The organism is Vagococcus xieshaowenii, assembly GCF_004792515.1.
GTDB classification, from domain to species: domain Bacteria; phylum Bacillota; class Bacilli; order Lactobacillales; family Vagococcaceae; genus Vagococcus_A; species Vagococcus_A xieshaowenii.
The window spans coordinates 961,354-987,440 of the sequence record NZ_CP038865.1 but is presented as its reverse complement, the minus strand read 5'-3'; the positions used below and the strand labels follow the sequence as shown (position 1 = coordinate 987,440).

At 33.4% G+C, this 26,087-nt stretch carries 21 protein-coding genes; 3 read left to right on the top strand and 18 right to left on the bottom strand.

Features of this window, described 5'->3' with window-relative positions; translation table 11 throughout:
• The first annotated feature begins 95 nt into the window (after positions 1–95).
• The gene (locus E4Z98_RS04755) at positions 96–1,487 is read left to right on the top strand and encodes a glycoside hydrolase family 1 protein (RefSeq protein WP_135254737.1); all 1,392 of its coding nucleotides are present in this window, start codon (positions 96–98) and stop codon (positions 1,485–1,487) included.
• Between the two features lie 42 nt (positions 1,488–1,529).
• Here the strand turns inward: E4Z98_RS04755 and E4Z98_RS04750 are convergent, their stop codons facing one another.
• The 4 genes from E4Z98_RS04750 to E4Z98_RS04735 form a co-directional block, all read right to left on the bottom strand.
• Positions 1,530–2,417, bottom strand: a complete 888-nt coding sequence (locus E4Z98_RS04750) for a DUF3307 domain-containing protein (RefSeq protein WP_167790935.1) — start codon at positions 2,415–2,417, stop codon at positions 1,530–1,532.
• Between the two features lie 307 nt (positions 2,418–2,724).
• Positions 2,725–3,141 (bottom strand): IS200/IS605 family transposase, encoded by a 417-nt coding sequence (gene tnpA, locus E4Z98_RS04745; protein ID WP_241856745.1) that lies wholly within the window; start codon positions 3,139–3,141, stop codon positions 2,725–2,727.
• A 232-nt stretch (positions 3,142–3,373) separates the two neighbouring features.
• On the bottom strand, positions 3,374–4,768 hold the full coding sequence (locus tag E4Z98_RS04740; RefSeq protein WP_135254740.1) for an MDR family MFS transporter: 1,395 nt from the start codon (positions 4,766–4,768) through the stop codon (positions 3,374–3,376).
• A 129-nt stretch (positions 4,769–4,897) separates the two neighbouring features.
• On the bottom strand, positions 4,898–6,013 hold the full coding sequence (locus tag E4Z98_RS04735; RefSeq protein WP_135254741.1) for a VanZ family protein: 1,116 nt from the start codon (positions 6,011–6,013) through the stop codon (positions 4,898–4,900).
• 258 nt (positions 6,014–6,271) lie between these two features.
• Here E4Z98_RS04735 and E4Z98_RS04730 point away from each other — a divergent pair, with 258 nt between their 5' ends.
• Positions 6,272–6,682 (top strand): hypothetical protein, encoded by a 411-nt coding sequence (locus E4Z98_RS04730; protein ID WP_135254742.1) that lies wholly within the window; start codon positions 6,272–6,274, stop codon positions 6,680–6,682.
• Positions 6,683–6,747: 65 nt separating this feature from the next.
• Here E4Z98_RS04730 and E4Z98_RS04725 read toward each other — a convergent pair whose 3' ends face one another.
• The 6 genes from E4Z98_RS04725 to trxB all read right to left on the bottom strand — a co-directional run bounded on the left by E4Z98_RS04725 (position 6,748) and on the right by trxB (position 12,301).
• Complete coding sequence (locus E4Z98_RS04725) at positions 6,748–6,987, bottom strand: KH domain-containing protein (RefSeq protein ID WP_167790936.1); 240 nt, start codon at positions 6,985–6,987, stop codon at positions 6,748–6,750.
• 13 nt (positions 6,988–7,000) lie between these two features.
• A complete protein-coding gene (gene rpsP, locus E4Z98_RS04720; RefSeq protein ID WP_135254743.1) occupies positions 7,001–7,276 on the bottom strand; it encodes a 30S ribosomal protein S16 in 276 nt (91 codons plus the stop codon).
• A 96-nt stretch (positions 7,277–7,372) separates the two neighbouring features.
• A complete protein-coding gene (locus E4Z98_RS04715; protein WP_135254744.1) occupies positions 7,373–9,226 on the bottom strand; it encodes an FtsX-like permease family protein in 1,854 nt (617 codons plus the stop codon).
• A gap of 5 nt (positions 9,227–9,231) precedes the next feature.
• Positions 9,232–10,002, bottom strand: a complete 771-nt coding sequence (locus tag E4Z98_RS04710; protein ID WP_135254745.1) for an ABC transporter ATP-binding protein — start codon at positions 10,000–10,002, stop codon at positions 9,232–9,234.
• 98 nt (positions 10,003–10,100) lie between these two features.
• Positions 10,101–11,288, bottom strand: a complete 1,188-nt coding sequence (locus E4Z98_RS04705; protein WP_135254746.1) for a nucleotidyltransferase — start codon at positions 11,286–11,288, stop codon at positions 10,101–10,103.
• A gap of 95 nt (positions 11,289–11,383) precedes the next feature.
• The gene (gene trxB, locus E4Z98_RS04700) at positions 11,384–12,301 is read right to left on the bottom strand and encodes a thioredoxin-disulfide reductase (RefSeq protein WP_135254747.1); all 918 of its coding nucleotides are present in this window, start codon (positions 12,299–12,301) and stop codon (positions 11,384–11,386) included.
• Positions 12,302–12,435: 134 nt separating this feature from the next.
• Between trxB and E4Z98_RS04695 the strand changes: the two genes are divergently transcribed.
• Positions 12,436–13,806, top strand: a complete 1,371-nt coding sequence (locus tag E4Z98_RS04695) for an MATE family efflux transporter (protein WP_135254748.1) — start codon at positions 12,436–12,438, stop codon at positions 13,804–13,806.
• A 38-nt stretch (positions 13,807–13,844) separates the two neighbouring features.
• Here the strand turns inward: E4Z98_RS04695 and mglC are convergent, their stop codons facing one another.
• The 8 genes from mglC to E4Z98_RS04655 form a co-directional block, all read right to left on the bottom strand.
• Positions 13,845–15,095, bottom strand: a complete 1,251-nt coding sequence (gene mglC / locus E4Z98_RS04690; RefSeq protein WP_135254749.1) for a galactose/methyl galactoside ABC transporter permease MglC — start codon at positions 15,093–15,095, stop codon at positions 13,845–13,847.
• A gap of 25 nt (positions 15,096–15,120) precedes the next feature.
• The gene (locus tag E4Z98_RS04685; RefSeq protein WP_135254750.1) at positions 15,121–16,620 is read right to left on the bottom strand and encodes a sugar ABC transporter ATP-binding protein; all 1,500 of its coding nucleotides are present in this window, start codon (positions 16,618–16,620) and stop codon (positions 15,121–15,123) included.
• 54 nt (positions 16,621–16,674) lie between these two features.
• On the bottom strand, positions 16,675–17,739 hold the full coding sequence (locus E4Z98_RS04680) for a galactose ABC transporter substrate-binding protein (RefSeq protein ID WP_135254751.1): 1,065 nt from the start codon (positions 17,737–17,739) through the stop codon (positions 16,675–16,677).
• A 119-nt stretch (positions 17,740–17,858) separates the two neighbouring features.
• The gene (locus E4Z98_RS04675) at positions 17,859–18,875 is read right to left on the bottom strand and encodes a galactose ABC transporter substrate-binding protein (protein ID WP_135254752.1); all 1,017 of its coding nucleotides are present in this window, start codon (positions 18,873–18,875) and stop codon (positions 17,859–17,861) included.
• A gap of 67 nt (positions 18,876–18,942) precedes the next feature.
• Complete coding sequence (locus E4Z98_RS04670) at positions 18,943–20,730, bottom strand: sensor histidine kinase (protein WP_135254753.1); 1,788 nt, start codon at positions 20,728–20,730, stop codon at positions 18,943–18,945.
• Positions 20,711–22,369: a response regulator transcription factor gene (locus E4Z98_RS04665; RefSeq protein WP_135254754.1), complete on the bottom strand. Its 1,659-nt coding sequence runs from the start codon at positions 22,367–22,369 to the stop codon at positions 20,711–20,713. The genes E4Z98_RS04670 and E4Z98_RS04665 overlap by 20 nt, the downstream gene beginning before the upstream one ends.
• Positions 22,370–22,504: 135 nt before the next feature.
• Complete coding sequence (locus E4Z98_RS04660; RefSeq protein ID WP_135254755.1) at positions 22,505–24,286, bottom strand: ABC transporter ATP-binding protein; 1,782 nt, start codon at positions 24,284–24,286, stop codon at positions 22,505–22,507.
• Positions 24,286–26,037 carry an ABC transporter ATP-binding protein gene (locus E4Z98_RS04655; RefSeq protein WP_135254756.1) on the bottom strand — a complete coding sequence of 584 codons (1,752 nt, stop codon included), beginning with the start codon at positions 26,035–26,037 and terminating at the stop codon, positions 24,286–24,288. The genes E4Z98_RS04660 and E4Z98_RS04655 overlap by 1 nt, the downstream gene beginning before the upstream one ends.
• Positions 26,038–26,087: the final 50 nt, after the last annotated feature.

Here is a 26,087-nt window from a genome sequence, read left to right as displayed (position 1 = left end):
TCTCAATATAATTATAGCATCTTTTTGATTAATGTATAGTCATTTGTATTATATTGTGTTATCATTAAAACATAATAATTTTAGGAGGCGTTTTCATGGTGAAATATCAATTTCCCGATAATTTTTGGTGGGGTTCTGCTGCTAGTGGCCCACAAACAGAAGGTAAATTCGAAGGTGATGGTAAAGGACAAAACGTTATGGACTACTGGTATGACATTGAACCAGAAAAATTCTTTAACAATGTCGGTCCCGATAATGCGTCACGTTTTTATCAAACGTATAAAGAAGATATTCAATTAATGAAAGAAACCGGGCATAACTCGTACCGCCACTCTATCCAATGGAGTCGTTTGATTCCAAATGGGGTTGGTGAAGTCAATCAAGCCGCAGTTGACTATTACAATGATTTAATTAATGAAATGATAGCTAATGGCATTGAACCGTTTATGAACTTATATCATTTTGATATGCCGATGCCCTTCCAAGAAAAAGGTGGCTGGTTAAATCGTGAAACAGTTGAGGCGTATGTTGTTTACGCTCAGACTTGTTTTGAACTATTTGGAGACCGTGTAAAAAAATGGTTTACGCATAATGAGCCGATTGTTCCGGTTGAAGCAGGTTATCTTTACCAGTTCCATTATCCAAACGAAATCAACTTAAAACATGCCATTCAAGTAGGTTATCATGAAATGCTAGCGAGTGCGATGGCAGTTAAAGTTTATCATGAACTAAAATTAGACGGTCAAATCGGGATTATTTTGAATTTGACACCAAGTTATCCACGAGATGAGAATAATCCTGAAGATGTGAAGGCTTCTATCATTGCCGATGCCATGTTCAATCGTTCATTCTTAGACCCTTCTGTTAAAGGGACATTCCCTACCGAACTAGTCGACATCGTCAAAGAACTTGACATGATGCCTGAGATTAAAGAGGGTGATTTGGAGATTATTCAACACAACACCATCGACTTACTAGGGATTAATTATTATCAACCACGTCGTGTCAAAGCAAAAGAAACACCTATTAACCATGAACATGGTCCAATGCCTGAAGACTACTTTGATAATTACGAAATGCCTGGACGTAAAATGAACCCACACCGAGGTTGGGAAATTTATGAAAAAGGGATTTATGATATTTTAACAAATGTCAGAGAAAACTATGGTAATATTCCATGTTTTATTTCAGAAAATGGAATGGGTGTTGAGGGCGAAGAAAAATTCCGTAATGCTGAGGGTATCATTGAAGATGATTATAGAATTGAATTTGTTTCAGAACACTTGAAATACGTTCATCAAGCTATTGAAGAAGGTACTAACTGTTTAGGCTATCATATGTGGACTTGTATGGATAATTGGTCATGGACTAATGCTTATAAGAACAGATATGGTTTTATCTCTGTTAATTTAGATAAAAACTGGGAACGCTCAATTAAAAACAGCGGTCGTTGGTTTAAACAAGTCTCTGATAATAATGGATTCTAAAAAAATAAGAGGTGCACTTGAATGTGCTCCTCTTATTTTTTATTAAAAGTTAAGTTCAAATCCCCAAACAAATTTTAAAAAGTAACCCAGTAAGATAGCACATGAAAAACTGACTAAATTACCTAATAAATAGTAATCGCCATATGATTTATCTTCGAATTGTTTAAAGCGTGCTAACATTTTAAAACAAGCAAAAATAGCTACTGCAATCAAATTATTGGCAAAACAACACATCATAATAATACTTCGTTCAAATCCACCAATCCATAAACCTGACTTTGTAGGAAATTCTTCAACTGTAAACACTCGATTTGTCGTCACTCGTTCAACTTCAGAAATATTTCCTAATGAACGAGTTTCTTCAATCTCAACTTTTTCCACTATTTCTCTATCAGGTTCAAAATAACCTAAAATTAATTTATTTAAATTCCCAATAACAAAAATACTTAATAATACAACGATAATCGTTAATAATACTTGAGAACTAAATTCTAATGATAAAATACCACTTAACAGCATGTCCAATTGTTGGAAAATATGGAAATTTTCTTTAAAGACAAAACTTATAGCACCTACAATAATCGTCATATGCGTAAGTTGATCCAATAAGAAAATACATACTTGATAGATCATTTCTAAATGAAGATCTTCTTCTTTTTCATCAATCAAATCAATCACATGTTCTTTCCCTATATCGACTATCCAATGAACAAAACAAATCAACAAGATAACATAGACTAATTTTAAAACAATGTCTGATGTAACTTCTGGTAAATATAATAAATAAGCCACCCCTAAAACAATATAAACACAAAAATGGATAAAAATATGCCCTGCCATCTGTTTATTTGTTAATTTCAGTTGGTTTTTTTGAAACGGAAAATCTGCTAATAAATGACCAATTATAAATGCTAATACAAGATTACCCATGACTTCTCCCCCATCATTATTCAACCATATACTTAATATAGTTAACATAATAATATTATGTTAACTATATTAAGCATTACATGAATAGATATATAACACTTTATATATATATCAAATTATACAACATTACTAAAAACAGTGTCTATTTTTTGAATTTAATCATAACCACCCGTCAAACGGGTGGTTTGCACTGAGGCTATAAGCCTCTACTACTAGCCAGCGTCTCAAGGCGCTGGCTTTTCACTTTGTTCAAGCCACATTGGTTTTGCCACTTTCGCCACCTCTTCAGAGGTGTGTGTATCACTTTCTAACCCTTAAAAGGGTCATTATATTCTCGGGTTGTCAATTTATCTATCACCATATCGTGTTTTTCTTGCTCTTGAATATATTTTTTTATGGTGGCTTCATTTAAACCTACTGTACTTACATAATATCCTTCTGACCAAAAGTGTCGATTTCCAAATTTATATTTTAAATTTGCGTGCTTATCAAACATCATTAAGGCACTTTTCCCTTTTAAATATCCCATAAATTGTGACACGCTAAGTTTTGGTGGAATACTTACCAAGATATGAACATGATCTGGCATCAAATGTCCTTCAATTATTTCTACTCCTTTATAGCTGCATAATCTCCGAAAGATTTCAATTAAGCTTTCTCGATATTGATTATAAATGATTTTTCTTCTATACTTTGGAGTAAAGACAATATGATATTTACACATCCATTTTGTGTGAGATAAACTATTTGTTTTATTTGCCAATCTAATCTCTTCCTTTCATTTTCAATATGGCCTGAACACCTATATTGTAATGTAAAAGAAGAGATTTTTTGTATAACCGTTTGCCATTCCACCCGCATAGCAGGTGGTTTTTTGTTTCGCACGCTACGCGAGCTCAACTGGGTCTAAAGACATAAAAAAACAGACCTGATAGTTCAGATCTGTTAATCATCCATTATTTATTATTTTTTGGGACTTTTATAAATGCTAATAATATTAAAGCAATAATAGTTAATACAAAGGTCACTGTATAGGCTGTATGAATACCGAATAATAGTGATGTTTGCTGTGTCACATCAATGTGATTGCTTGCATATGTTGCACTCGCATTTGACATAATCGTAATTAAGACTGCTGTCCCAATCGAACCGGCTACTTGTCGAATGGTATTATACATGGCATTCCCATGACTTAATAAGTTTTCTGGTAGTGAGTTCATTGCTTCTGTTTGAATAGGCATGGATACCATCGCTATCCCAATGTTTCTAATCATTTGACATATTGCAATCACTACAAGACTTGCATCTGGTTTGAAAAACATAAACGGTAACGTTCCAATTGCTAAGACACTCAACCCAATATTACTCAATAATTTATATCCGTATTTATCAAATAGATTACCTGTAATTGGCGATAAAATGGCCATTGATAAAGCTCCAGGTAATAAGACCATTCCAGATTTTAGAGGCATAACCCCTTTAACATTTTGTAAGAATAAAGGTAACAATAGCATACCACCATATAATCCCATAATGATGAAGAAGTTGGCAATCGTTGATAGTCTAAACATTTTTTGTTTAAAGACATTTAAATTCAACACAGGTTCTTTAATTTTTAATTGCATTCTTACAAATAAAATTAAAATAATAACACCAGCTAAAATATAACCTGCAACATTTAAACTTAACCAAGAGTTACCACCAGCATTACTAAATCCTAATAGTAATGAACCCAATCCTAATGAAGATAAAATAATACTTGGCTTATGAAGGCTAATATTTTTTTGCTCACCAACATTAGGTAAAAAGACTGCTGCTAATAGAATATTTAAAATAACTAATGGGAATATTAAATAGAATAAATATCTCCATGAAAATGATTGGACAATCCAACCTGATAGCGTAGGCCCAATAGCTGGAGCGAAGTTCATGGCTAATCCAATGAATCCCATGGCAGTCCCACGGTGCTCCATTGGATATATACGCATCACAATGACCGTTAATAAGGGACCAACAATTCCTCCCCCACTAGCTTGTAACATTCTTCCAATAATTAACATCGTAAAATTATCAGAAATTCCACAGATTAACGTCCCTAAGGCAAATATCGTCATAATGGTTAAATATAGATTTCTTGTTTTAAAACGATCAATTAAATAAGCTGTCGTTGGAACCATGATCCCGTTAATTAATAAATAGCCATTTGTTAACCATTGACCTTGAGTGGCATCAATCCCAAAGTCGTTCATAATGCTTGGTAACGCAACATTCATTAATGTTTGATTTAAAAATGCAATAAACGTACCAAACAACAAGACCGTCAACGTTAAGGATGTTGATTTTTTCTTCATATACTTCTTCCCTTCTATTCGAATCAATTATACTAATAAACAAATTAATTCGGTACCTAACTATCATATCATAAGAAAAGGGTATTTTTCAAAAAAAAAATCTTAGCAGGAAAATCTGCCAAGATTTTTTTATTTAATACTTATTTGTGTTGTTTTAGCGAATTCTTCATAGGCTAACTCATTATCTTTAATAACAATATTATACAAAATATGTAAGATAAAAATAAGTGCATATCCAGCAATAATAAAGACCGTATATAACGCAATATCTAATTGCTCATCCGGAACTGTGCCAGTTGCTTCTAGAGCGTTTCCTAATAAAATGATAATAATATAGCAGTTAACACCAAATAACGCTTGTCTAATCATTAATGACCTGCGAGTGATTCTACTACCATCTTCATTCACCATTTTTATCCACGTAATTTTTTTGGCAATTGTTTGGCCGTCAAAAATATAGGCGGGCACAATATAATAGTAAAGGATAAAGACTAGAATACCTGAAAAGTAACTAGAATGACCTTTAAAAAATAACATTTCAACTATTGATAGAAGCACACTAAATAATATCCAGTCAGTTATAAATGTCACTGTACGTTTCACATAGGTCACTTTTTTTGCGTTGGTTTTGATTTTATTTTGCAACGTATCGTGACGTGGGAATAATCTGCTGATTAATGGGGTTAAATAATACCCTATTATGCCTCCTAATGTGTTCAAAAACAAATCATCTACATCGAATAATCGATAACTCCTTGGGTAATAACCATATAACCCCGTCAATTGTGTCAATTCAAAAAATAAAGAAAAGCAGAACGATAATAATACAGTTGTTTTTAAACTTTTCTTAAATATATAGCGCATGTAAGTACCAAATGGAATCGTCAAAAATATATTAAAGACTGGTTGAATAACAACAGATTCTTTTAATGCTGGTAAGTAAGTTGACGGATTTTTGATATCAAGACTTGTGTGTTTGATAAATTCCATTACTACTTGAAATGGTTTAATATTGTATCTTGGTATGGTCAACTTTGCGACTTCATCACGATCTGGTAATGGTAAAATCACTAGAAAATACGCTGTGATCATATATAAAATAAAACTATAGATGACTAATGCATTCCATCTTAAAAAAGTGCCATTTCTATAGTACTGAAATAAAAAAATCGGCAAACTTAATACAATGGCTATAATCGGAAATGCCAAAATAGCCATTTTAATTGGCTCCAAATAACTTCCCATAATAATCCCCCTAATAATAAAAATAAAAACATCCCCTTACTACGTTACCTAATTTTTTGCTTGGATGCAATAACAAACTAAAAAATAATTTTATTACCTTTCACTTTTAATAGATATATGCCAAACAGATAGAAATTATCCCAGAATAAATAACATCCCTTAATCAAGAGAAATTTCCAAATGTAAGCCCTCTTTTTGGCTATTTTATTTGCTTAATGATATAAATAAAGTATAAAAAGATGAGGGAGTGTCATAAAAATGAATATTGAAGATTTATTAAAAACAGTGTTTAACTTAATGAATGAAGGAAAAGCTGAGGAAGCCCAAACACAGGTCGAAGAAAACCGCTCTGAATTTGGTGATATTTTCGGACAACTAACTGACTTATTTGCTCAAAAAAATGAAACAGCTGATCACGATATTTTTGGTAATTTAACAGACCTATTTAGTGAAAAAGCTGATGTTACACAATCTAATGTCTCAACAGATAGTTCAGTAGATATTTTTGGCTCATTAAAAGACTTATTGGGTGGTGGCGCTGCGTCAGCTCAGAATAGCGATTTACCAGAAATGCCTGAAATTCCATCAAGTTTACAAAATAGTGGTGAAGAAGCTAGTGGTTCAGGTGACTTCTTATCAGAAATATTGAAAAAAATGTTAACAAAATAATGCCAACTAAACAGCGAATTTTCGCTGTTTTTTATATACAAAAAAAGAGAAAGCCAAGCTTTCTCTTAATCTAAAATATTTAAACGAATCTTTTTAGGGCCATTGGTTCTTACTGAATAAACAATCGTACGAATTGCTTTTGCAACACGACCTTGTTTGCCGATAATTCGACCGATATCATCTGAATGTACCTTCAAATTATATTCCATAAACTCATCTGACTCTTCAATCGTTAATGAGATATCTTCAGGATGACTGACTAACGGACGAATGATGGTTAATACCAACTCTTTCACATCTGTCATAATTTACGCCACCTTATTTTTTCTCGAATTTAGCTTCGTGATGTTTTTTCATAACGCCTTCTTTAGAAAGGATGTTACGAACTGTATCTGAAGGTTGTGCACCTTTTGATAACCAATCTAAAACTAAGTCTTCTTTGATTGTTACTTCAGCAGGGTTTTTAGTTGGAGCGTAAGTTCCTACTACCTCGATGAAACGTCCATCACGTGGAGAACGAGAATCTGCTACTACAATACGATAAAATGGGTTTCTTTTAGAACCCATACGTTTTAAACGAATTTTAACTGCCATTATTATGTCACCTCCATCAATTTATTACATTGGATAGTTTAGCACTAAAAAAAGAGCTTGTAAAGTGTTTTTTCTTTACAGGCTCTTTTTTTTGTCTTAGTGTTTATCTTTTAAAACGATATTTTTATATAAAACAACCGTAAAGAGATAATAGATAACATAAACTACTGCAAATAATACAAACGGTAACCATAAATTTGCATAGGGATCTGTTAATAAATCTTTAAACATTTGTAAACCAAATAACACATGCGCCGTTCCAAGTAAACCAGGGACGATGAAAAGAACGCCAATTTCTTGTACCATGGATTTAATTAACAAACTCTTACGTACCCCCATTTTATTTAACATTTCATATCTCACTTTATCAGCGTGTGCGCCAGATAAAATTTTGAACATCAAGCAGCTTGCAAGCATTGCTAAGAAGGCAACACCTAAGAAGGCACCCATAAACATGAAGCCACTCATCATGCCGCTCATCATACTATAAAGGTTATATTTACTAGAAGTATTAAATGATTCTACGTCTGAACGTTCTACCTCTAAATTGTTAATAGCTTTTAATTGTGAAAGTCCGTCTTTAAAACTAGATAGACGAACGACATGTTTATCTAATACCGGGGCATCTACTTGATCAAAATCTGCCTGAGATAAGACATGATAAACAGGATTAACCGTGAAACTCTTATAAGGATTATCTAAATTTTCAAAAGCATTCATCAACAGATTATCACTTACGTTATCATAAGTGTATACACCACCCTGTTCAATATTCGTGTAGGGCACCCATGTGACAGCAGAAGAATCATTCAACTGAATGGTATGATTATCGACTTTACTTTCGTCAACTAACATTGGATGTGCTTTTAATTCGTCATATAAGTAATAGGTATTATCTCCAACTTCCTTAATATGGTAAATCACTTTTTCATCTACACCCGGTAGACTATTAATCTCTTTTATTAATTCTGGCGTTGGATTATTACTTACTACATCATAAGGATAAAAATTAACCGAGGATTCCTTTTCATTATTGAAACCAAATCCAACCGTAATAGCACCTAAAGATAAAGCCAGCATCATAGTAATCATTGCTAATACTCGACTGATACTATTCGCCTTAAAACTTAATTGCGATAGAGTAAAAATACGTAATTTTTTCTGTGCAACATTTGAATTTTTTAACAAGTTAACTGCTAATGGGAAAAGAGCTTGATAAAAGGCAAACGTTCCAAAAGTGATTGTTAACATTGCAATCACTAATCCCATTTGACCTATTTTCGCAAGGTTCATAATTACCCAATAACCAATGCCCAATAAGATCACGGATAATAACGTTAACCCAATAATTTTAAATTTATTAGGGCGATATTTTTCGCTTGTCCCTTCTTCATTTAACAATTGCAATAATTTGGTCTTAGAGAATTTAGAATTATTTACAATAGCTGTAAAGATAAACAAAATAGTAAAGAATACAATTGTTAGTAAAATAGCTTTAATAGAAAAAGCTGAATAGGCGTTCGTTTTTAATTCAAGCATTTTCATTAATACACGACTCATAATGGCAGCAAAACCTGCACCTACAAAAATACCAATTAGTAACGCTAAACCACCTATTGATAGTGTTTCAATCGTCATCATTTGTTTGATTTTGCTCTTTTTAGCACCAAACATCATGTACATACCGTATTCTTTTTTACGCATCGATAATAAAAATGAATTGGCATAAAAAATATAGACAATCGTCAATAATCCCAACATAACAGAACCGATTTGGAAAATAAACCCTACAATAGATACAGTTGGAATCGCTTCTTGTAGAAATGTTGTATTCAACGATAATGTTTGAAACATATAAAATATGGCAACTGAAACAACTAGTCCCATCATTAAGACCGCATAATCTTGCCATCTTTTCTTCACATTAATCAGTGCTAATTTCCATGTCATGATACCTACACCTGACTTTCTGCTGAAAAGTCAACGTGTGATAAAATAGATAAAATATCTTCATAAAACGCTTGTTGACTTCCTTGTTTCTCAATTTCTTTAAAAATTTCACCATCTCTGATGAATAAGATTCGTTTACAATAACTTGCACTCATCGGATCATGCGTTACCATTAAGATGGTCGTCTTATCTTGTTCGTTTAAATCACGAAGTGCTTCTAAAAGGTTTTTCGCATTTTTTGAATCTAAGGCACCTGTAGGCTCGTCTCCAAGAAGAAGTTCTGGTTGATGAATTAATGCTCTAGCAGCAGCTACTCGTTGTTTTTGACCACCGGAAACTTCAGTTGGATAATTATCTAATATGTGTCCAATGTTTAAACGATCTGCAATTTTTTCCACTTGTGTTTGAATTTTTTTAGCGGATAAACCTTGTAAAGATAATGGTAGACCAATATTTTGTCTCATCGTTAAATTTTCTAGCAAATTGAAATCTTGGAAAATAAACCCAATTTTTTCTGCACGGAAATCTGTTAATTGATTTTCGTTTAATTTCACAATGTTTTGCCCAGCTATATTAATCGTACCGTTAGTGGGCGTATCTAAAGCTGAAATCATGTTTAATAAGGTTGTTTTACCTGATCCGGATGGGCCCATAATTCCTACAAATTCCCCTTCGTGCACATCAAATGATATATCAGCCAACGCTTGATATTGCTTCTCATTAGCCTTCCCGTATATTTTTTGTAAGTGATTAATTTCTACGACTTTATTTGTCATCGTTTTTCCCCCTGCTATTTTTCTGATAACCTAATCATACCGCTAGTTTTTTGCTCTGCCATCAGTCTTAAGCCCCACATTTTTCTCGGCTTATAGTTCTAAAAAGTGTTTATTTGTTGTTTTCTTATCGGAGATTGATAATAATCTTGTTCTTTTCTATCGTTTTTAGCCATCTGATAAATTTGACCCGCTCTTATATCTAAACGAAGAAGGGATTCATTTTTTTTATTTATATTGGTGATGATTGGTATTTCACAAGATTTTTTACGTTCTTTAATTAGTTGTTGCCCTACGTCGTTAAAACCAAGAATTCTGACATAAGGCTGTTTTCTTGCTTCTGTTATTTCCTCTTCATTGACATTAAGTAATAGATAGGTACATAGTCGTTGAATTCTTGTCCAAGTAAAACGTTTAGTTTTCACTTGGGAAACAAACTCAGCAAAGCTTGTTGCCTGACGTACTGCTTCTTTTAGTCGATACTCTATTCCTTGGGTTACCTGGTACAGTCTCGCTAGTTGATCAGTTGATAGAACAGTTAATTGATATTTTAATAACGGCCATAAATTTTCCCATGATACTAATGTTTCTGTACGCAATATGTCATAAGTATTATTGGGTAACACATGCTTAATTCCACTCAACTCTCCGTCTAATGTTAGCTTACGAATAGCTGTCCCACTAGCAAATGATTGTTCGTTAATGGATGTATCATTATGACTGGATTGATATCTAGTAATAGGTATAAGTGTCATTGGCTTAGTATACTTAATATTTTCTTTGGCATAAGACATTCCTAATATATGATTAGGCGATGAAAAATCTAAACACATCTCTGGGAAAAGTTGTCGATAGACGTCCGTCATTTGCTGCGGATAGCTCATCCCATTATTTTGAATTGCTTTAAAGGCTCGGTTAATGGCAGACTCATTTTCCAATTGAAATTGAGCGAATGCATGATAGTCCATCAATCCTTCATAATCTGTACCGAAAGATAACGCCTCGACCCCTAACGCATGCAATAATTTAATCCCACCTTCAGCAAAATAATCCGCTGCTTGAACCGCATATGCAAAGGGCAACTCGACAACTAAATCTGCCCCATATTCAAGAGCTAGTGCCGCTCGTTGCCATTTATCAATAATGGCTGGTTCTCCTCTTTGCAAAAAATTCCCACTCATTACGACAATAATTGCCTCAGCCTTCGAGTATTGTCTTGCTTGTTTAATTTGATATTCATGACCGTTATGAAACGGATTATATTCTGCAATAATGCCACAACTCTTCATAATAACCTCTCTTTATTTCTTAATAGTCTAAGTTTACCATATCTTGATACAAACAAAAAAAGGATAAACTAAGTTATCCTTTTCAAATGATCATCTTAATCATTTAATGATTCAATGTACTTATAAACTTCTTGACCGGCAATACTACCATCGCCAACTGCTGTGGTGATCTGACGTAAGACTGTTTTTCTAACGTCACCAATTGCATAAATACCTGGCATTGTTGTTTCCATTTTTTCGTTAGTTATAACCCAACCTTCTTCATCTGTAATGCCTAGATTACTAAAATGTTCAGTGATTGGTACTAACCCTACATAAATAAAGACACCATCAACTTCTAATGTCGACGTTTCACCCGTTTGTGTATCAACTAATTGTAAGGCATTTACTTTATTATCATCACCTTGAATTGTCTCTACTGTTTTATTCCAGATAAAGTCCATTTTTTCATTTTTAAATGCACGATCTTGCAAAATCTTTTGAGCGCGCAATTCGTCACGTCGATGAATAACGGTTACTTTAGACGCCATCTGTGTTAAATAAGCTCCTTCTTCAACCGCTGAGTCACCACCACCGATAACTGCTAAGTGTTGGTTACGGAAAAATGCACCATCACATACGGCACAATACGACACACCGCGTCCAGCAAACTCATCTTCACCAGGTGTTCCTAATTTTCTATGTTCAGCACCTGTCGCAATAATAACTGTTTTCGTTTCATAACGATTATCGTCCGTTACCACCGTTTTATGTGTATCATTTACTTCAATTCCTGTAACATAACCATACGCGTGTTCCGCTCCAAAGTTATTCGAATCTTGATACATTTTTTCTGATAATTCTGGACCACTAATCATGCCCATACCAGGATAATTTTCAACCTCTGCAGTGTTTTGCATTTGACCACCATAAATACCTCGTTCTAATACTAAAACCTTTAAATCAGCTCTAGATGCATAAAGAGCTGCGGTCATACCGCCAGGGCCTGAGCCAATAATAACTACATCATACATATTGTCTTCCACTTCCTTCTCATTTTTCCTCCCTTTACTTTACTCATTTGCATACATTTTGTCCACCCTTTTGTTTTTCATAAAAAAACAAATTCTTAATTGACTTTAACAAGCGGTAGTCTAAAATAAAAGTAATGAATAAAAAGGAGGTCTGTATGTTAGGTTATCTATCGCCGACTCATAGTGATAAAAAATTACTATTATTAAGTTGGCCTATTCTTGTAGAATTATTTTTACGTGTTATTATTGGAAACATCAATGTGTTCATGATTTCAGGTTATTCTGAACCGGCAGTCGCGGCCGTCAGTTCATCGAATCAGTTAATCAATTTAACTGTTTTTATTTATGGCTTTGTTACAGTTGGGACACAAATCATCATTGCGCAATTAATTGGAGCAAAAGAGCATCATAAAATTAATAAAGTCATTCAAACAGGATTGTTTGGTGCATTTATTATGGGGATCTTAATTAGTTTAACTTTTATTTTCTTTTCTAAACAGTTATTATCCTTTATGAATTTACCTACTGACATTGTCGAAATTGGGCAAGGTTACTTACAATTTTTTGGAGGTAGTTTGATTGTATCAGCATTGACTGCTGTGGTTATTGCTGTTCTTAGAAGTCATGGACAGACAAAACCAGCCTTAATTATCCCACTTGTTTCCACTATTTTAGCAGTAATAGGTAACTACCTAGCATTGTTTAGTCCTTTTGGTTTTCCTCATCTTGGAGTTAATGGCCTTGGCCTATCAAGTGCGATTGCTAATACTATAGGGTTAATTATTTCATTTTATTTATTGAATTCATGCATTGGTTATAATGTGGCAAAACATAATCCGTTTAATATTTCAAAGAAATATTTAGGAACTATATTTAAATTAGGCTTACCCTCTTCAGGCGAATCTCTATCTTATCAAGCTTCCCAAATTGTGGTAACCATTATAGTAGCTACTTTAGGTCCTACCTATTTAATTGCCAAATCCTATGTACAAACAATTACTCAATTTGTCTACATTACAGCTAACGCGATTGCTCAAGGAAACCAAATCATGGTTGGACGATTTGTGGGTGCTAAAGAATACGAGCATGCTTTTAATCGTGCGAAACGTAGCGCGGTACTTGGAACGCTTATTACGATTTTATTATCCTTTATAGTCTACCTATTTGCAGAACCTTTTATGAGTATCTTTACTAGTAATCAAGAGATTATTGAAATCTCTAAGGTCATATTATTAATTGATATCGCATTAGAAACAGGGCGTTCTGTTAATATGATATTAGTTAGTGCCTTAAATGCCGCAGGAGATGTTAAATTCCCACTTATTTGTAGTCTAATTGCGCTATGGGTAATTAGTTTACCTTTTTCGTATCTTTTAGCCATTGTCGTTAAATGGGGCTTAGTCGGCGTCTGGTTAGCCTATACAATAGATGAAGGATTACGATCTATCGCAATGATCAAAAGGTGGCATTCAGGACATTGGCGGAATAAAAATGTCGTATCATAATAAAAAAACGAAGAGAGATTTTTCTCCCTTCGTTTTTTTTATTTTTTACGATATTTTGTCAAATCAATTGCAACCGCTACTGCAATAATGATCCCTTTAATAACTTGTTGCCACATTGGACTAACGGCAATAAATTGTAAACCGTACTGAATAACAGTGAAGATTAACACCCCACTCACAATACCGCCAACTTTACCAACACCACCATTAAGCGATACGCCACCAACCACACAAGCAGCAATTGCATCTAACTCATAACCATTACCATAGTTGTTTGTCGCACCAGCTGTACGTGCAGCTTCTAAAACACCACCTACTCCGTAAAGAACAGATGCTAGCATAAAAATACCCATGATTGTTTTAAAGACGTTAACTCCAGAGACAATCGCCGCTTCACGATTTCCACCAATGGCATAAACATTTTTTCCGAAAACTGTCTTATTTAAAATAAACCAAATCAATAGAATAAATCCAATGGCTATTGGGACTAAGATTGAAATCCCTGGGAAACCACCAATTTGAAGAATTTTTGTTTGACCTAGTGCAACAAAATCTTCACGAATACCACCAATGGGCTGAGATTTATTAGGCTCCATGTCAAAATATAAAGACGTAATTCCATAAACAATTACTTGTGTCGCTAATGTCGCAATAAATGGATGCATTTCAAATTTAGCGACTAAAAACCCATTTAAAACCCCAAATATTCCGCAGGCTATAATAGCTAAAATAATTGGTAAAACAATCGGTAAGACTGGTAAATCTGGGAAAAATTTATTGGTGTAATCCGGATTTTGTAGCATTGAAGTAGACACTACGGCAGCTAATCCGACCATTCTCCCTGCTGAAAGGTCTGTTCCTGCAATTAAAAGCGTAAAACAAATACCTAAAGCTACAATAACTTTTGTCGAAGACATCGTCAATATATCAAGTAATACACCTAACTGCATAAATCTTGGTTGAATAGCCATAATAACGAGTACCAAAATTAATAGAGCTAGTAAAATAGCATTATTTAAGATAAACGTTCTTATTGTTTCTTGAGAAATAATTACTGGTTTATCTTTACTTTTTCTAGATAGTAATTGTTTAATCCCATAAATAAGTGCCCCAACACCGACCAATCCAATATATAATGCCATATCATAAAAAATTGCCGGATCTAATGTATACCATAAAATTACCGACAAAATGGTAATAACAGCACCAACTAAGATAAATGATTTTGCAAATTTAGCACGCGAAATCACTTTTTCTCGGTCTTGCTTAGTTAAAATCTGATTTTCCATTCTAATTCGTCCTCTCTGTCACTACTTAATCTTCAAATTTAGTTGCTAAATTCATAACAGCTACTGAATCGGCCTCTTCTGCATTTAAAATACCTTTCACGCGACCTTCAGCCATTACCATTACTCTATCCGACATTCCTAATAATTCAGGCATCTCAGAAGAAATCATAATGATAGATTTTCCTTGTTCAACCAATTTTTGCATAATTGTATAAATTTCATATTTCGCCCCAACATCTATCCCACGAGTAGGTTCGTCAAGAATCAAGACATCTGGTTCAGTTAATAACCATCTAGCCAACAATACTTTCTGCTGATTCCCTCCAGATAAATTTTGAATCAACTCATCCAGATTTGGCGTTTTTGTTCGTAATTCCTCATTTGTTTTACTCGCTGCATTGAATCGTTTAGATTCATTTAATACACCGTTATTTGCGTATTTTTTTTGATCAACAATCACTGTATTATCTAGAACTGATAAGATACCAAAAATACCGGTTGCTCGACGTTCTTCGGTTAGCAAAGCAAATTTATGTTTGATAGCATCTCGTGGCGTTGAAATATTGATTTCCTTACCATCTTTAACTATGATTCCACTTTCAATTGAACGTAGTCCAAATATTGCTTCCACTAACTCCGTCCGTTGTGCCCCAACGAGTCCACCTATTCCTAAAATTTCTCCACGTTTTAATTCAAAATTGATATCTTTAAATGATTTTTTATCACTTGCAGTAAAATCTTTCACTTCAATAATATTTTCAGATTGTGGGATGGAATGTCTTTCAGGAAATAGATTCGTCATATCTCTTCCCACCATTTTATTAATGATTAAATCTGTAGTTAACTCTTTAGCATCCCAAGTTCCTATTTTGTTGCCATCTCTCATAATGGTTACTTCATCTGATATCTTCAAAATCTCTTCCATTTTATGAGAAATATAAATGATAGCACATCCTTTTGCTTGTAAACGTTTGATAATTTCAAATAAATGCTTGGTTTCATTCTCTGTTAGCGACGACGTTGGTTCGTCCATAATAATGATTTTTGAATTGTAACTAACCGCTTTAGCAATTTCAACTAGTTGTAAACTAGACGGTGATAAATCTCCTGCTAACGTTTCCGGATGGATATTTAGATCAACATCTTTAAATAATTCTTCCGTTCTTCTTGCCATTTCTTTATGATCGATAGCGATTCCTTTTTTAGGAAAACGCCCTAACCAAATGTTTTCCATTACAGGTCTGAAACGAATAGGATGCAATTCTTGATGAATCATTGAAATACCTAAATCAAGGGCTTGCTTTGAAGACATAATCTTTTGTGTCTTGCCTTCTATTTTGATTTCACCCGCATCCTCATGATAAATACCAAACAAGCATTTCATCAAGGTGGATTTACCTGCACCATTTTCTCCCATAAGTGCATGCACACTACCAGCTTTAACTTTTAGTGTCACATTGTCTAATGCCTTAACTCCTGGGAATTCTTTTGTAATCTGATTCATTTCTAACAAATATTCAGACATTTTTACACCTCACCATAATAAAGCAAAGAAGAGGAAAGCCCTCTTCTTTGACTCTTATTTCATATATTCTTCGTAATTATCAACTGTTACTTTAACGTAATCAATCCAAACATATTTATCATCTGTAACAGGATAGCCAATTGCTTCTTCATTTACTTCTTTACCCTCAACTGCAGCTTTTGCTACGTTAATTGTTGCTTTACCTTGATTTTCAGCATCATTTAATACAGTCCCTAATAACGAACCATCTTTCATTGCTTGTAACGCTGGTGCGGTTGCATCAACCCCTACTACTGGAATGTATTTTGAAGCATCGCCTTTATTGTAACCTTCAGCTTTTAGTGCTTCTACAGCGCCTAACGCCATATCATCATTATTGGCAATGATTGCTTCAATTTTGTCTAAACCTTGACCAGTAATGAAAGATTTCATTAAGTCAGTTGCTTTTGCTTTATCCCACATTGCGGTATCTGCTGCTAATTTTTCTGCTTCATATCCTGCATCTTCAATTGCTTTGATAGAATATTCACTTCTCAATGTTGCATCTTGATGGCCTGGCTCACCTTGTAACATAACATATTGGATTTTACCATCGCCATTTTTATCAGCCTCTTTATGCTCATTGAAGTAGTCAACAATAATTTCTCCTGACAGAGTTCCTGATTGTTCAGCTTTTGCTCCTACATACCATACTTTGTCATAAGAATTCATGATATCTTCTTCCGGTTCACGATTTAAAAACACAATTGGTAACTCTTTAGCTTTAGCTTTTTCTACGATGGGACCTGCTGCTGTTCTATCTACAGCATTAATAGCTAATGCGTTTACCCCTTTTGTAATGAAAGTATCGACTTGTTCATTTTGTGTTGGTTGTTTATTTTGTGAGTCCACTAATTCTAATGTAACACCTTGATTTTCTGCTTCTGCAGACATTGCAGTTCTAACACCTGTCATAAAGGTATCGTCAAACTTATAGATTGCCGATCCAACCATGATTTCAGAGCCTTTGCCAGCATCTCCACTCTCTGAGCTACTACTTTCTCTGGCTCCACATCCTACAAGACCTCCTAAAACTCCTGTTACGATTAACGCACTAGTTAGCATTTTGTGTTGTTTCATTTCATAACCTCCATCCTTTTGATAGTTATATTATAGTATGAAAACGTATACATTTATAACGGAATAAATTCACTAAATTCTTGAATTTTATTAAGAAAAAAACTCTGAACTTAAAAAATTCAGAGTTTTTTCTTTGTATTTTTATATGGCACTAAGTAATACCTATCTTTTTTATGATTAATAATAGTATCTGATGCAAGTCGACGTGCTAATGAAATGATTTTTTTTGACTGAGATATTTGATCATTAATGATTGTATCATACAAGATTGATTCATTACTAAGTTGTAAGGCTTCTTCTATTCCATCAATTCCGACTATGTAAGGTAGATCTTCTTCTACATAATAACTATCCACTAGTGCTTTTCTTGCACCCAGTGCCATGGCATCATTATTAGATATAATCAGTTCAATATTAAGGCGTTTTCTTGCTACTTCTAACATTTTTATATAAGAACTATTATATGACCAATCAGCCATTTCTCGTGTGATATTTTCTAACGATAACTCCTTAGATATAGTTTGTAGCGCATACTTCGTTCGTAAAATAGCGTCTTGATGAAGCACTTCTCCTTCTAAAAGGCAATATTGGATAATCCCATCGTGATTTTTATCAAGACGTGACGGATAATGATGATTAAAGTTAAGTACCAATTCTCCTTGCATCATGCCTGCTTTCTTTGGATCTGAACCTACATAGTAAAGTTTATCCCATCTCGTAAGATCTTCATTCACTGGCTCTCTATTAAAAAAAACTATTGGAATATCCGCTGATTTCGCCCGATCAATAATTAGGGAGGCAGCTGTCCTGTCTACTAAATTAATACATAAAGCATCGTATTTATCTGAAATTAATGAATCGATTATATCATTTTGATACAATTGGCTATTTTTAGAATCAAAAAATTGAAAATCATACGTAACGTCAGAGTCCTCTTCCATCAATTTATCAATCTCTTCTTCCATTGATTGTCTCATACTACTAATAAAATTATCATCCTGCCTATATAATAATATCCCGATTTTTAATGTTTTGTTACGGTTCTTTGCTTCATTTGATAAGTGATATAACCATCCAGCAAGTACTATAAAAATAATAAATATGGCTAGGAAATAACCAAGTAATTTTTTTTTCATTTCAATCCTCTCTTATAATTTGATTGTTAGCACGGACTATTTAATGTCTGGCTCATTAATGGAGTATTTATATTGATTGGCTTCTTCTTTCCAATTCTTCAACAGAATATATTGGCATGTTAATAGTAATAGTAGTTCCTTCTTCTAGTTCGCTTTCAATAGTAACCTCTACTTCTTCGCCATAACAAAGCTTCAATCTTTCATAAACATTACGAAATCCAACACTGGATCCCTTACTTGATATAGGTAGCTTACCATTCAACAAATTATCTACTTGCTCTTCACTCATTCCAACACCATCATCCTTTATGAGTACGGAGAGTTTATTATCTTTTTTTGTCACACTAATCGTAATAACACATTCCTCAAATGCTGGTTCAATCCCATGATAGATAGCATTTTCCACTAAAGGTTGCATAATTAACTTAATACAAGCAGCTTCCGTTACATTAGACTCAATATTAATATCATAACGAAACATGTCTTTATAACGAATCGACTGAATTTTTAGATAATTCTCAACGTGAGATATTTCTTGAGCTAGTGTAATGATATCTTTCCCTTTATTTAAGCTAATTCTAAATAGCTTAGCCAACGATGTAATCATGGTGATGGCCTCACTATATTTATTTGATTCTATCATCCAAACAATAGAATCTAATGTGTTATATAAAAAATGAGGATTGATTTGTGCTTGTAAAACAGCCATTTCGGACTGTCGTTTCTTCTTTTCGTTCTCAACAGATTCTTCCATCAAACGTTGTAGGTTGACTGTCATTGAATTCAAAGCTGTTGACAAGTGCCGAATCTCACTCGTACCATTTAATTCAAAATCAATCTCCCCGCTATTATTTTCAATTTTTTCGACCGATTGTTCTAATTGTTCAATTGGCTTTGTCACTAATTTAGATAATATATAATTAATTAAGAATAACAATAAAATACTCACACCACAAAACAACCAAATAAATTGATTTTTATAAAAGGGAAGTTGTGTTGGTAGTTGAGAAATCCCTATTAATTGCCAACCAGTATAACCTAATTTTTTCTTAATAACGACCCGTTCATCATCATTTATTGTTTCTGTTTGTGTTCCTTCTGGATAATGAATAATTGTTTCTAAATTTTCATGATAACGTGCATCACTAATTAATTTTTCTTTAGGATGATAAATGATTTCACTCTTATCATCCATGAGAAATAAATAGCCAGAATTACCTAAATCAACATTTTTACAAATCTGTTCGATACGTGATAAATCCATATTAATTAGCAATATACCTTGTTTCGTTAAATGGTTGTCTCTGTAAATAACCGCTTGACTTAAAGAAAATACCCAAGGAAATTCAGCTTCTTGATTATCAAACAGGTTTTCGACATAAGGTCTGGTGAAGTGACTATTTTCAACACTCGTAATCGCTTTATAAAACCACGGTTGACTAACGACGTCATAATTGGCATTTATTTTATTACCATTTGTAGACATCACTAATTCACCCTTAGAATCAAAGAGCGAAATAGACGTAATATAGTCTTGATTCAACAATTTTTGCTTATTAAACTCCGCTTTAATTCTGTCATAATCCGAAGTTACATCCCATTTATTAATTGTTTCTCCATATAAAGTGTTCGTAATATTCATCGTACTATGAAAATAACTATCTAAATGTTTACCCACTTGACTTACCACCTGAAGCTGTGTGTAGGCAAGTGATTTTTCACTTTCTTTATTCATTCTATTTTGATAAAAAATAGCAAGAAATAACACAAAAATAACCGCTACACTTGTAAAACAAATAGAAATAATGACTTGTAAGGTGCTTTTTTCATAGAATTTATTTAACATTTTTTTCATTAGTTAGCATCATCCTGTTAGTTGTCAAAGTTTGTCGATATTGTTTAGGTGATATACCATATTTTTTCTTGAAAACATAACCAAAATAATTTGGGTCGGAGTAGCCAATCTTTTCAGCAATTATGTAGTTCTTGTCGTTCGTTTTTTCCAAATAGTAACGTGCCTTTGATAAACGTATTTCCGTCAAATAGGAAATAAAACTTTGTCCCATCTCTCTTTTAAATAATGTTGAAAAATACGTAGAACTTAAATATAATTTTTTACTAATTAATTCGACCGTTAAATCAGGATTGTCAAATTCTCTATTAATATAGTCTAATGAATCGTCTATAATATTTTTACGTGTTTTTTCATTGTTGTGAAGAATCATTTCATTTATGTTTTTACACAAACCAATGAGCCATGATTCAATGATATGTTTAGGGTGTTTACTTAATATCTCCGTAATATTGGGAACTGTATCACCAAATAACTCATCATTTTTTATCTTATATAGATTAGCTGTTTTTATTATAGAATTAAAAATATCGATAATATATAGGTGGTACGATTTAATACTGAATTTCTTTTCTTCAATTTCGTTAAAAATATCATGTATAATTGTTTCTATTTCGATAGCCGTGCCTTTTTTTATTAAAGTTATTAATTTAGAATCTTCTTCAATCGACAAATAGCTAATATCCAATCGATCCTTAACATCTCCCATAAACGTAACGAAATTATTTTCTAAATCCAACATCGTACTATATTGAACAGCTGTAATAGCTTGGTGAGTAGCTTGCGACAGCTTGCTTAAGCGATTGGTTAAAAAACTTACGCCACCAAAGACATACGCGTCAGATAGCTTTGTAGACTGTTTACATAATGCATTTAAATCAATCATTAATTGATTGATTTCTTGTTCATCCTCTATCTCTATGATATAAAATAAATCTTTACCAATTAATAGAGAATGAATACTATAACGCTGAATCAGCCATTCATCAAAAATATTTTTAATAGCATACACCAGCAAATCCTGATGATTACTCTTTATTTCAGTCTTAGATAACAAGTGATTGGATTTATCCACACGCAAAGAAAAAACACAATAGGATTGCTCTTGATTAAAACCAATCAATTTTGAAAAAGTTGCCATTTGGTTTTCTTCAATAGCCCCTTGCATACAAGAAATTAGAAAATTATCGTAAATAATAGATTCACTAGAAGCTAGTTGATTTTTTAATGATAGACTTTCTTTTTTCTCTTTCCATTCACTGTCCATTTTCTGTTTAAGATTGACAAGAACATTTACAAATTCATTAGAAGAAATTGGCTTTAATACATATGAAAAAACACTCAATGAAATAGCTTGTTGAGCATATTCAAAATCATCAAATCCTGAACATACAATAAACTTTGTTAATGGGGAAATTTGACTGGCTTTATTAATAAACTCTAGCCCAGACATAAACGGCATTTTTATATCTGTTATAATGACGTCTGGTTTTAAACGTTCAACTAATTCTAATGCTTCCAATCCATTTTCTGCTGTTGTTAACAATTCAAAACCACACTGATTCCAGGGGATTTGTCGAGACATTCCATCACGAATTTCTTGTTCATCATCTACTAATAATATGGAATATTTATAAGACATGTGCTTCTCTCCTTTTCTTCCTCTCACTACTATAAAGCGTTTTCAAACATATTTCAACAAAAAAAGGAAATCAACTATTGTCAATTTCCTTTTTAGTAAATAATAAATCAAAGCTTATAAAGAGCTATCTCAAGACTATTCACCCTTTTGTTGCAGCTGATACATGTCAAAATATAAACCACCATGAGCAATCAACTCATCATGCGTCCCTTGCTCAACAATACGTCCTTTATCCAAGACTAAGATCAAATTTGCATCTTTAATTGTTGATAGACGATGGGCAATGGCAATCGTTGTACGTCCTTTTCGCATGCGTTTTAAACCTTCTTGAATCAAGCCTTCTGTTTCTGTATCAATATTGGCTGTCGCTTCATCAAGTACTAATATTTTAGGATCCGCCACGATTGTTCTTGCAAAAGAAAGTAACTGACGTTGACCACTTGAATAGCTTGCACCACGTTCAATAACTTTTGAATCATAACCATCTGGTAGTGATTCAATAAATTTATCTGCCTGAACAAATTTAGCTGCTTCGATAATTTCTTCATCTGTAATGGATTGATCTAGTAATCGAATATTACTTTTAATATCCCCATAAAACATAAAGGCTTCTTGTAAAACTAAGCCCAATTTATCACGTAATTCTTCCATAGGGAAATCACGAATATCACGATCATCAATTAATATTTCTCCATCATAGAATTCATAAAATCGCATTAAAACGTTAATGATAGAACTTTTCCCACTCCCAGTATGACCAACTAGCGCGACTGTTTCACCAGGGTTTGCGACAAAACTAATGTTTTTCAGCACTTGATGCTCGCCATCATATGCAAAACTAACATTACGAAATTCAACTTTCCCTTCAACAATTTTCGCATCGGCCTGTTCGTTTTGTTGAGGTGCCACTTCATCATGATCCATAATTTTCAAAATACGACTACTTGCTACTATCCCGTCTTGAAAAACACTCAAATAGTCCATCATGTTAATCATCGGTTGGAAAAATGTTTGAACATATGTAATAAACGCATAAATCATTCCAATATCTATTAAACGATTTAACGATAAATTACCAAAATAATACAGAACTAGAGCAGTCGAAGTAGCGACTAATAAATTGATAACTGGTGCTAGTAAGAGCGAATTAGTGCGTATCATTGACGTTTTTGTTTGTAAATAATCATCGTTAATCGCTTCAAACTCTTCTTCTAAACGTTTTTCTTGCCTAAATTGCTGGATAATAGACATGCCGGAAATCGATTCATTTAATTTTGTATTTAATTGGCTAAGCTTTTCACGCATTTGACGATAGACACGTGAACTAAATTTTTGGTAATACCAGACAATAATTAATAATAATGGAATAAACCAAATGATTTTAAGTGTTAAAGCAGGACTTAATAACCACATTGCAATTACACCGGTAATCATGCCAAAGACACCCGTTAAAACACTCTGAAAAACAAACCAGAAATCTACTAACGTTTCTGTATCATTTGTTACTCGTGAGACAATTGAGCCTGCAGGTGTTTGATCAAAATAACGCATACCTAGTGATTGAACTTTATTATAGAGTGCCAAACGAATACTTTGCGATGTTTTAACCGAACCTTTTAAGTATAAACTATATTGGAAAAACCAAATAATTGCCTTTACTATAACTGTGGCAAAATAAAGCATAGCAAAAAAGAAAAAGATATTTAACGAAGTATTTCCTAACTCTAAATAATTGTCGATAAATTGTTGGATAATTCTTGGTAAAACCATATTAACTGCCGCTAAAACTAACGACAAAATAATAGAAGGAATAAACAAATGCCAATATGGCTTAGTATAGCCAATCATACGTTTAACTACATGGATTTGTTCCTTTGTTGACATGGATTTTGTCCACTCTGATTGATGTTCAGACATTAAGCAACCCCTCCTTCTATTTTTGCTTCTAATTGTTGACGTTCATACATATCCTCATACCAACCATTTAGTGCTTCTAATTGTTCATGGTTGCCTCGCTCGCTAATAGTTCCTTCATCAATGACTAATATTTCCTGAGCATGCATCACGCTACTTAATCGATGTGCTGCAATGATCGTCGTTTTATTTTGGCGAGTCGTTTTCAGATTAGACAAAATACTTTCTTCAGTCTTCGCATCAACGGCTGACAATGAATCATCTAAAATCAATAATTCTGGATTTAATAGTAATGCTCGAGCAATTGATATTCTTTGTTTTTGACCACCAGACAGTGACACGCCACGTTCGCCTACCATTGTGTCGTAACCATCCGGAAATCCTAATATATCTTCATGGATAGCAGTCAACCTTGCAACTTCTTCTACCTCTTCTTGGGTAGCTTCTGGTTTTGCAAACCTAATATTATCACGAACCGTCATCGAAAATAAAAAATTATCTTGGGGTACATAACCAATTGATGATAATAACGCATCTAAAGAATAATCTTCTAATCGGTGATTACCCCAATTAATGACACCATCAAAATGATCAAATTCACGTAATAACAACTTGAGAATCGTCGTTTTACCAGCACCTGTTTTTCCAACTAAGCCTAACGTTTGGCCTTCTTTTAATAAGAAATGCACATTATGAAGACTTTGCTTTTCATCCCCTTCGTAGGTGAATGATGTTAAATCAAATGCCAAGTCTCCAGCAGCCGGCGTATTAATAGCATGTGTTTGTTCAGCTATTTGAGACGTTTCTTGCAATAGTTCCTGAATACGATCGTAGCTTGCACTTCCTCTTTCAAGGACATTGAACAAACGACCGATCGCAAACATTGGCCAAACTAACATGGAAATATAAGCAAACATTGAGACCATGTCACCGACTTTAATTATCCCTTTAGAAACAAAATAACCCCCAACAGATAATGTTAAGACGTAAGATAATCCAATTATAATAGTAATTAATGGATCAAATAACGAATCAATGAAGTTTACACGATTTTGTTTTGTGATCGCATGGTCAATTTTTTCTGAAAATTCTTGTATATCTTCAGACTCCTGTCCAAATGTTTTGATTACTTTGACACCAGTAATACTTTCTTGTGTTTTGTCATTGATAATAGAGAACGCTTCTTGTGATTCTTTAAAAGCATCATGCATTTTGGAACCCAACACACGTGACATCACACCTAATAATGGTAACGGAATTAAGACAATTAAGGTTAATCGCCAATCAATAAATAAACACATGGCAATAATGGTAATACCACCATTCAATAATGAATCAACTAAGGTTAATACACCTGCACCTGCAACATTTTGAATCGCGTTTAAGTCATTAGTTGCATGAGCCATTAAGTCACCTGTGCGATATTTTTGGAAAAAGACTTGGTCCATCGATGTAAAATGATGAAACAGGCGTTTTCTTAGTGTTTTTTCCAACCTAGCAGCACTCCCCCAAATGTTAGTACGCCAGATAAAACGTAAAATATACTGACAAATACCTCCAACAAACACAATTCCTACATACAGCCATAACTTTTCTTTCGTTAAGGTCTTTGCATTGACTTCGTTTACAACTAATCCAATAATTCTTGGGGTTAAAATTTGTAATAATGCCACAATAATTAATGATAAAACACCCCAAAAATAAGCTTTTTTCTCTTGTTTAAAGAACCAGCCTAACTTTTTAAAAATTTGCATCTTGCACCTCCTGATAATGCCATTCGTAATCGATGATTGGAATGGCTGAT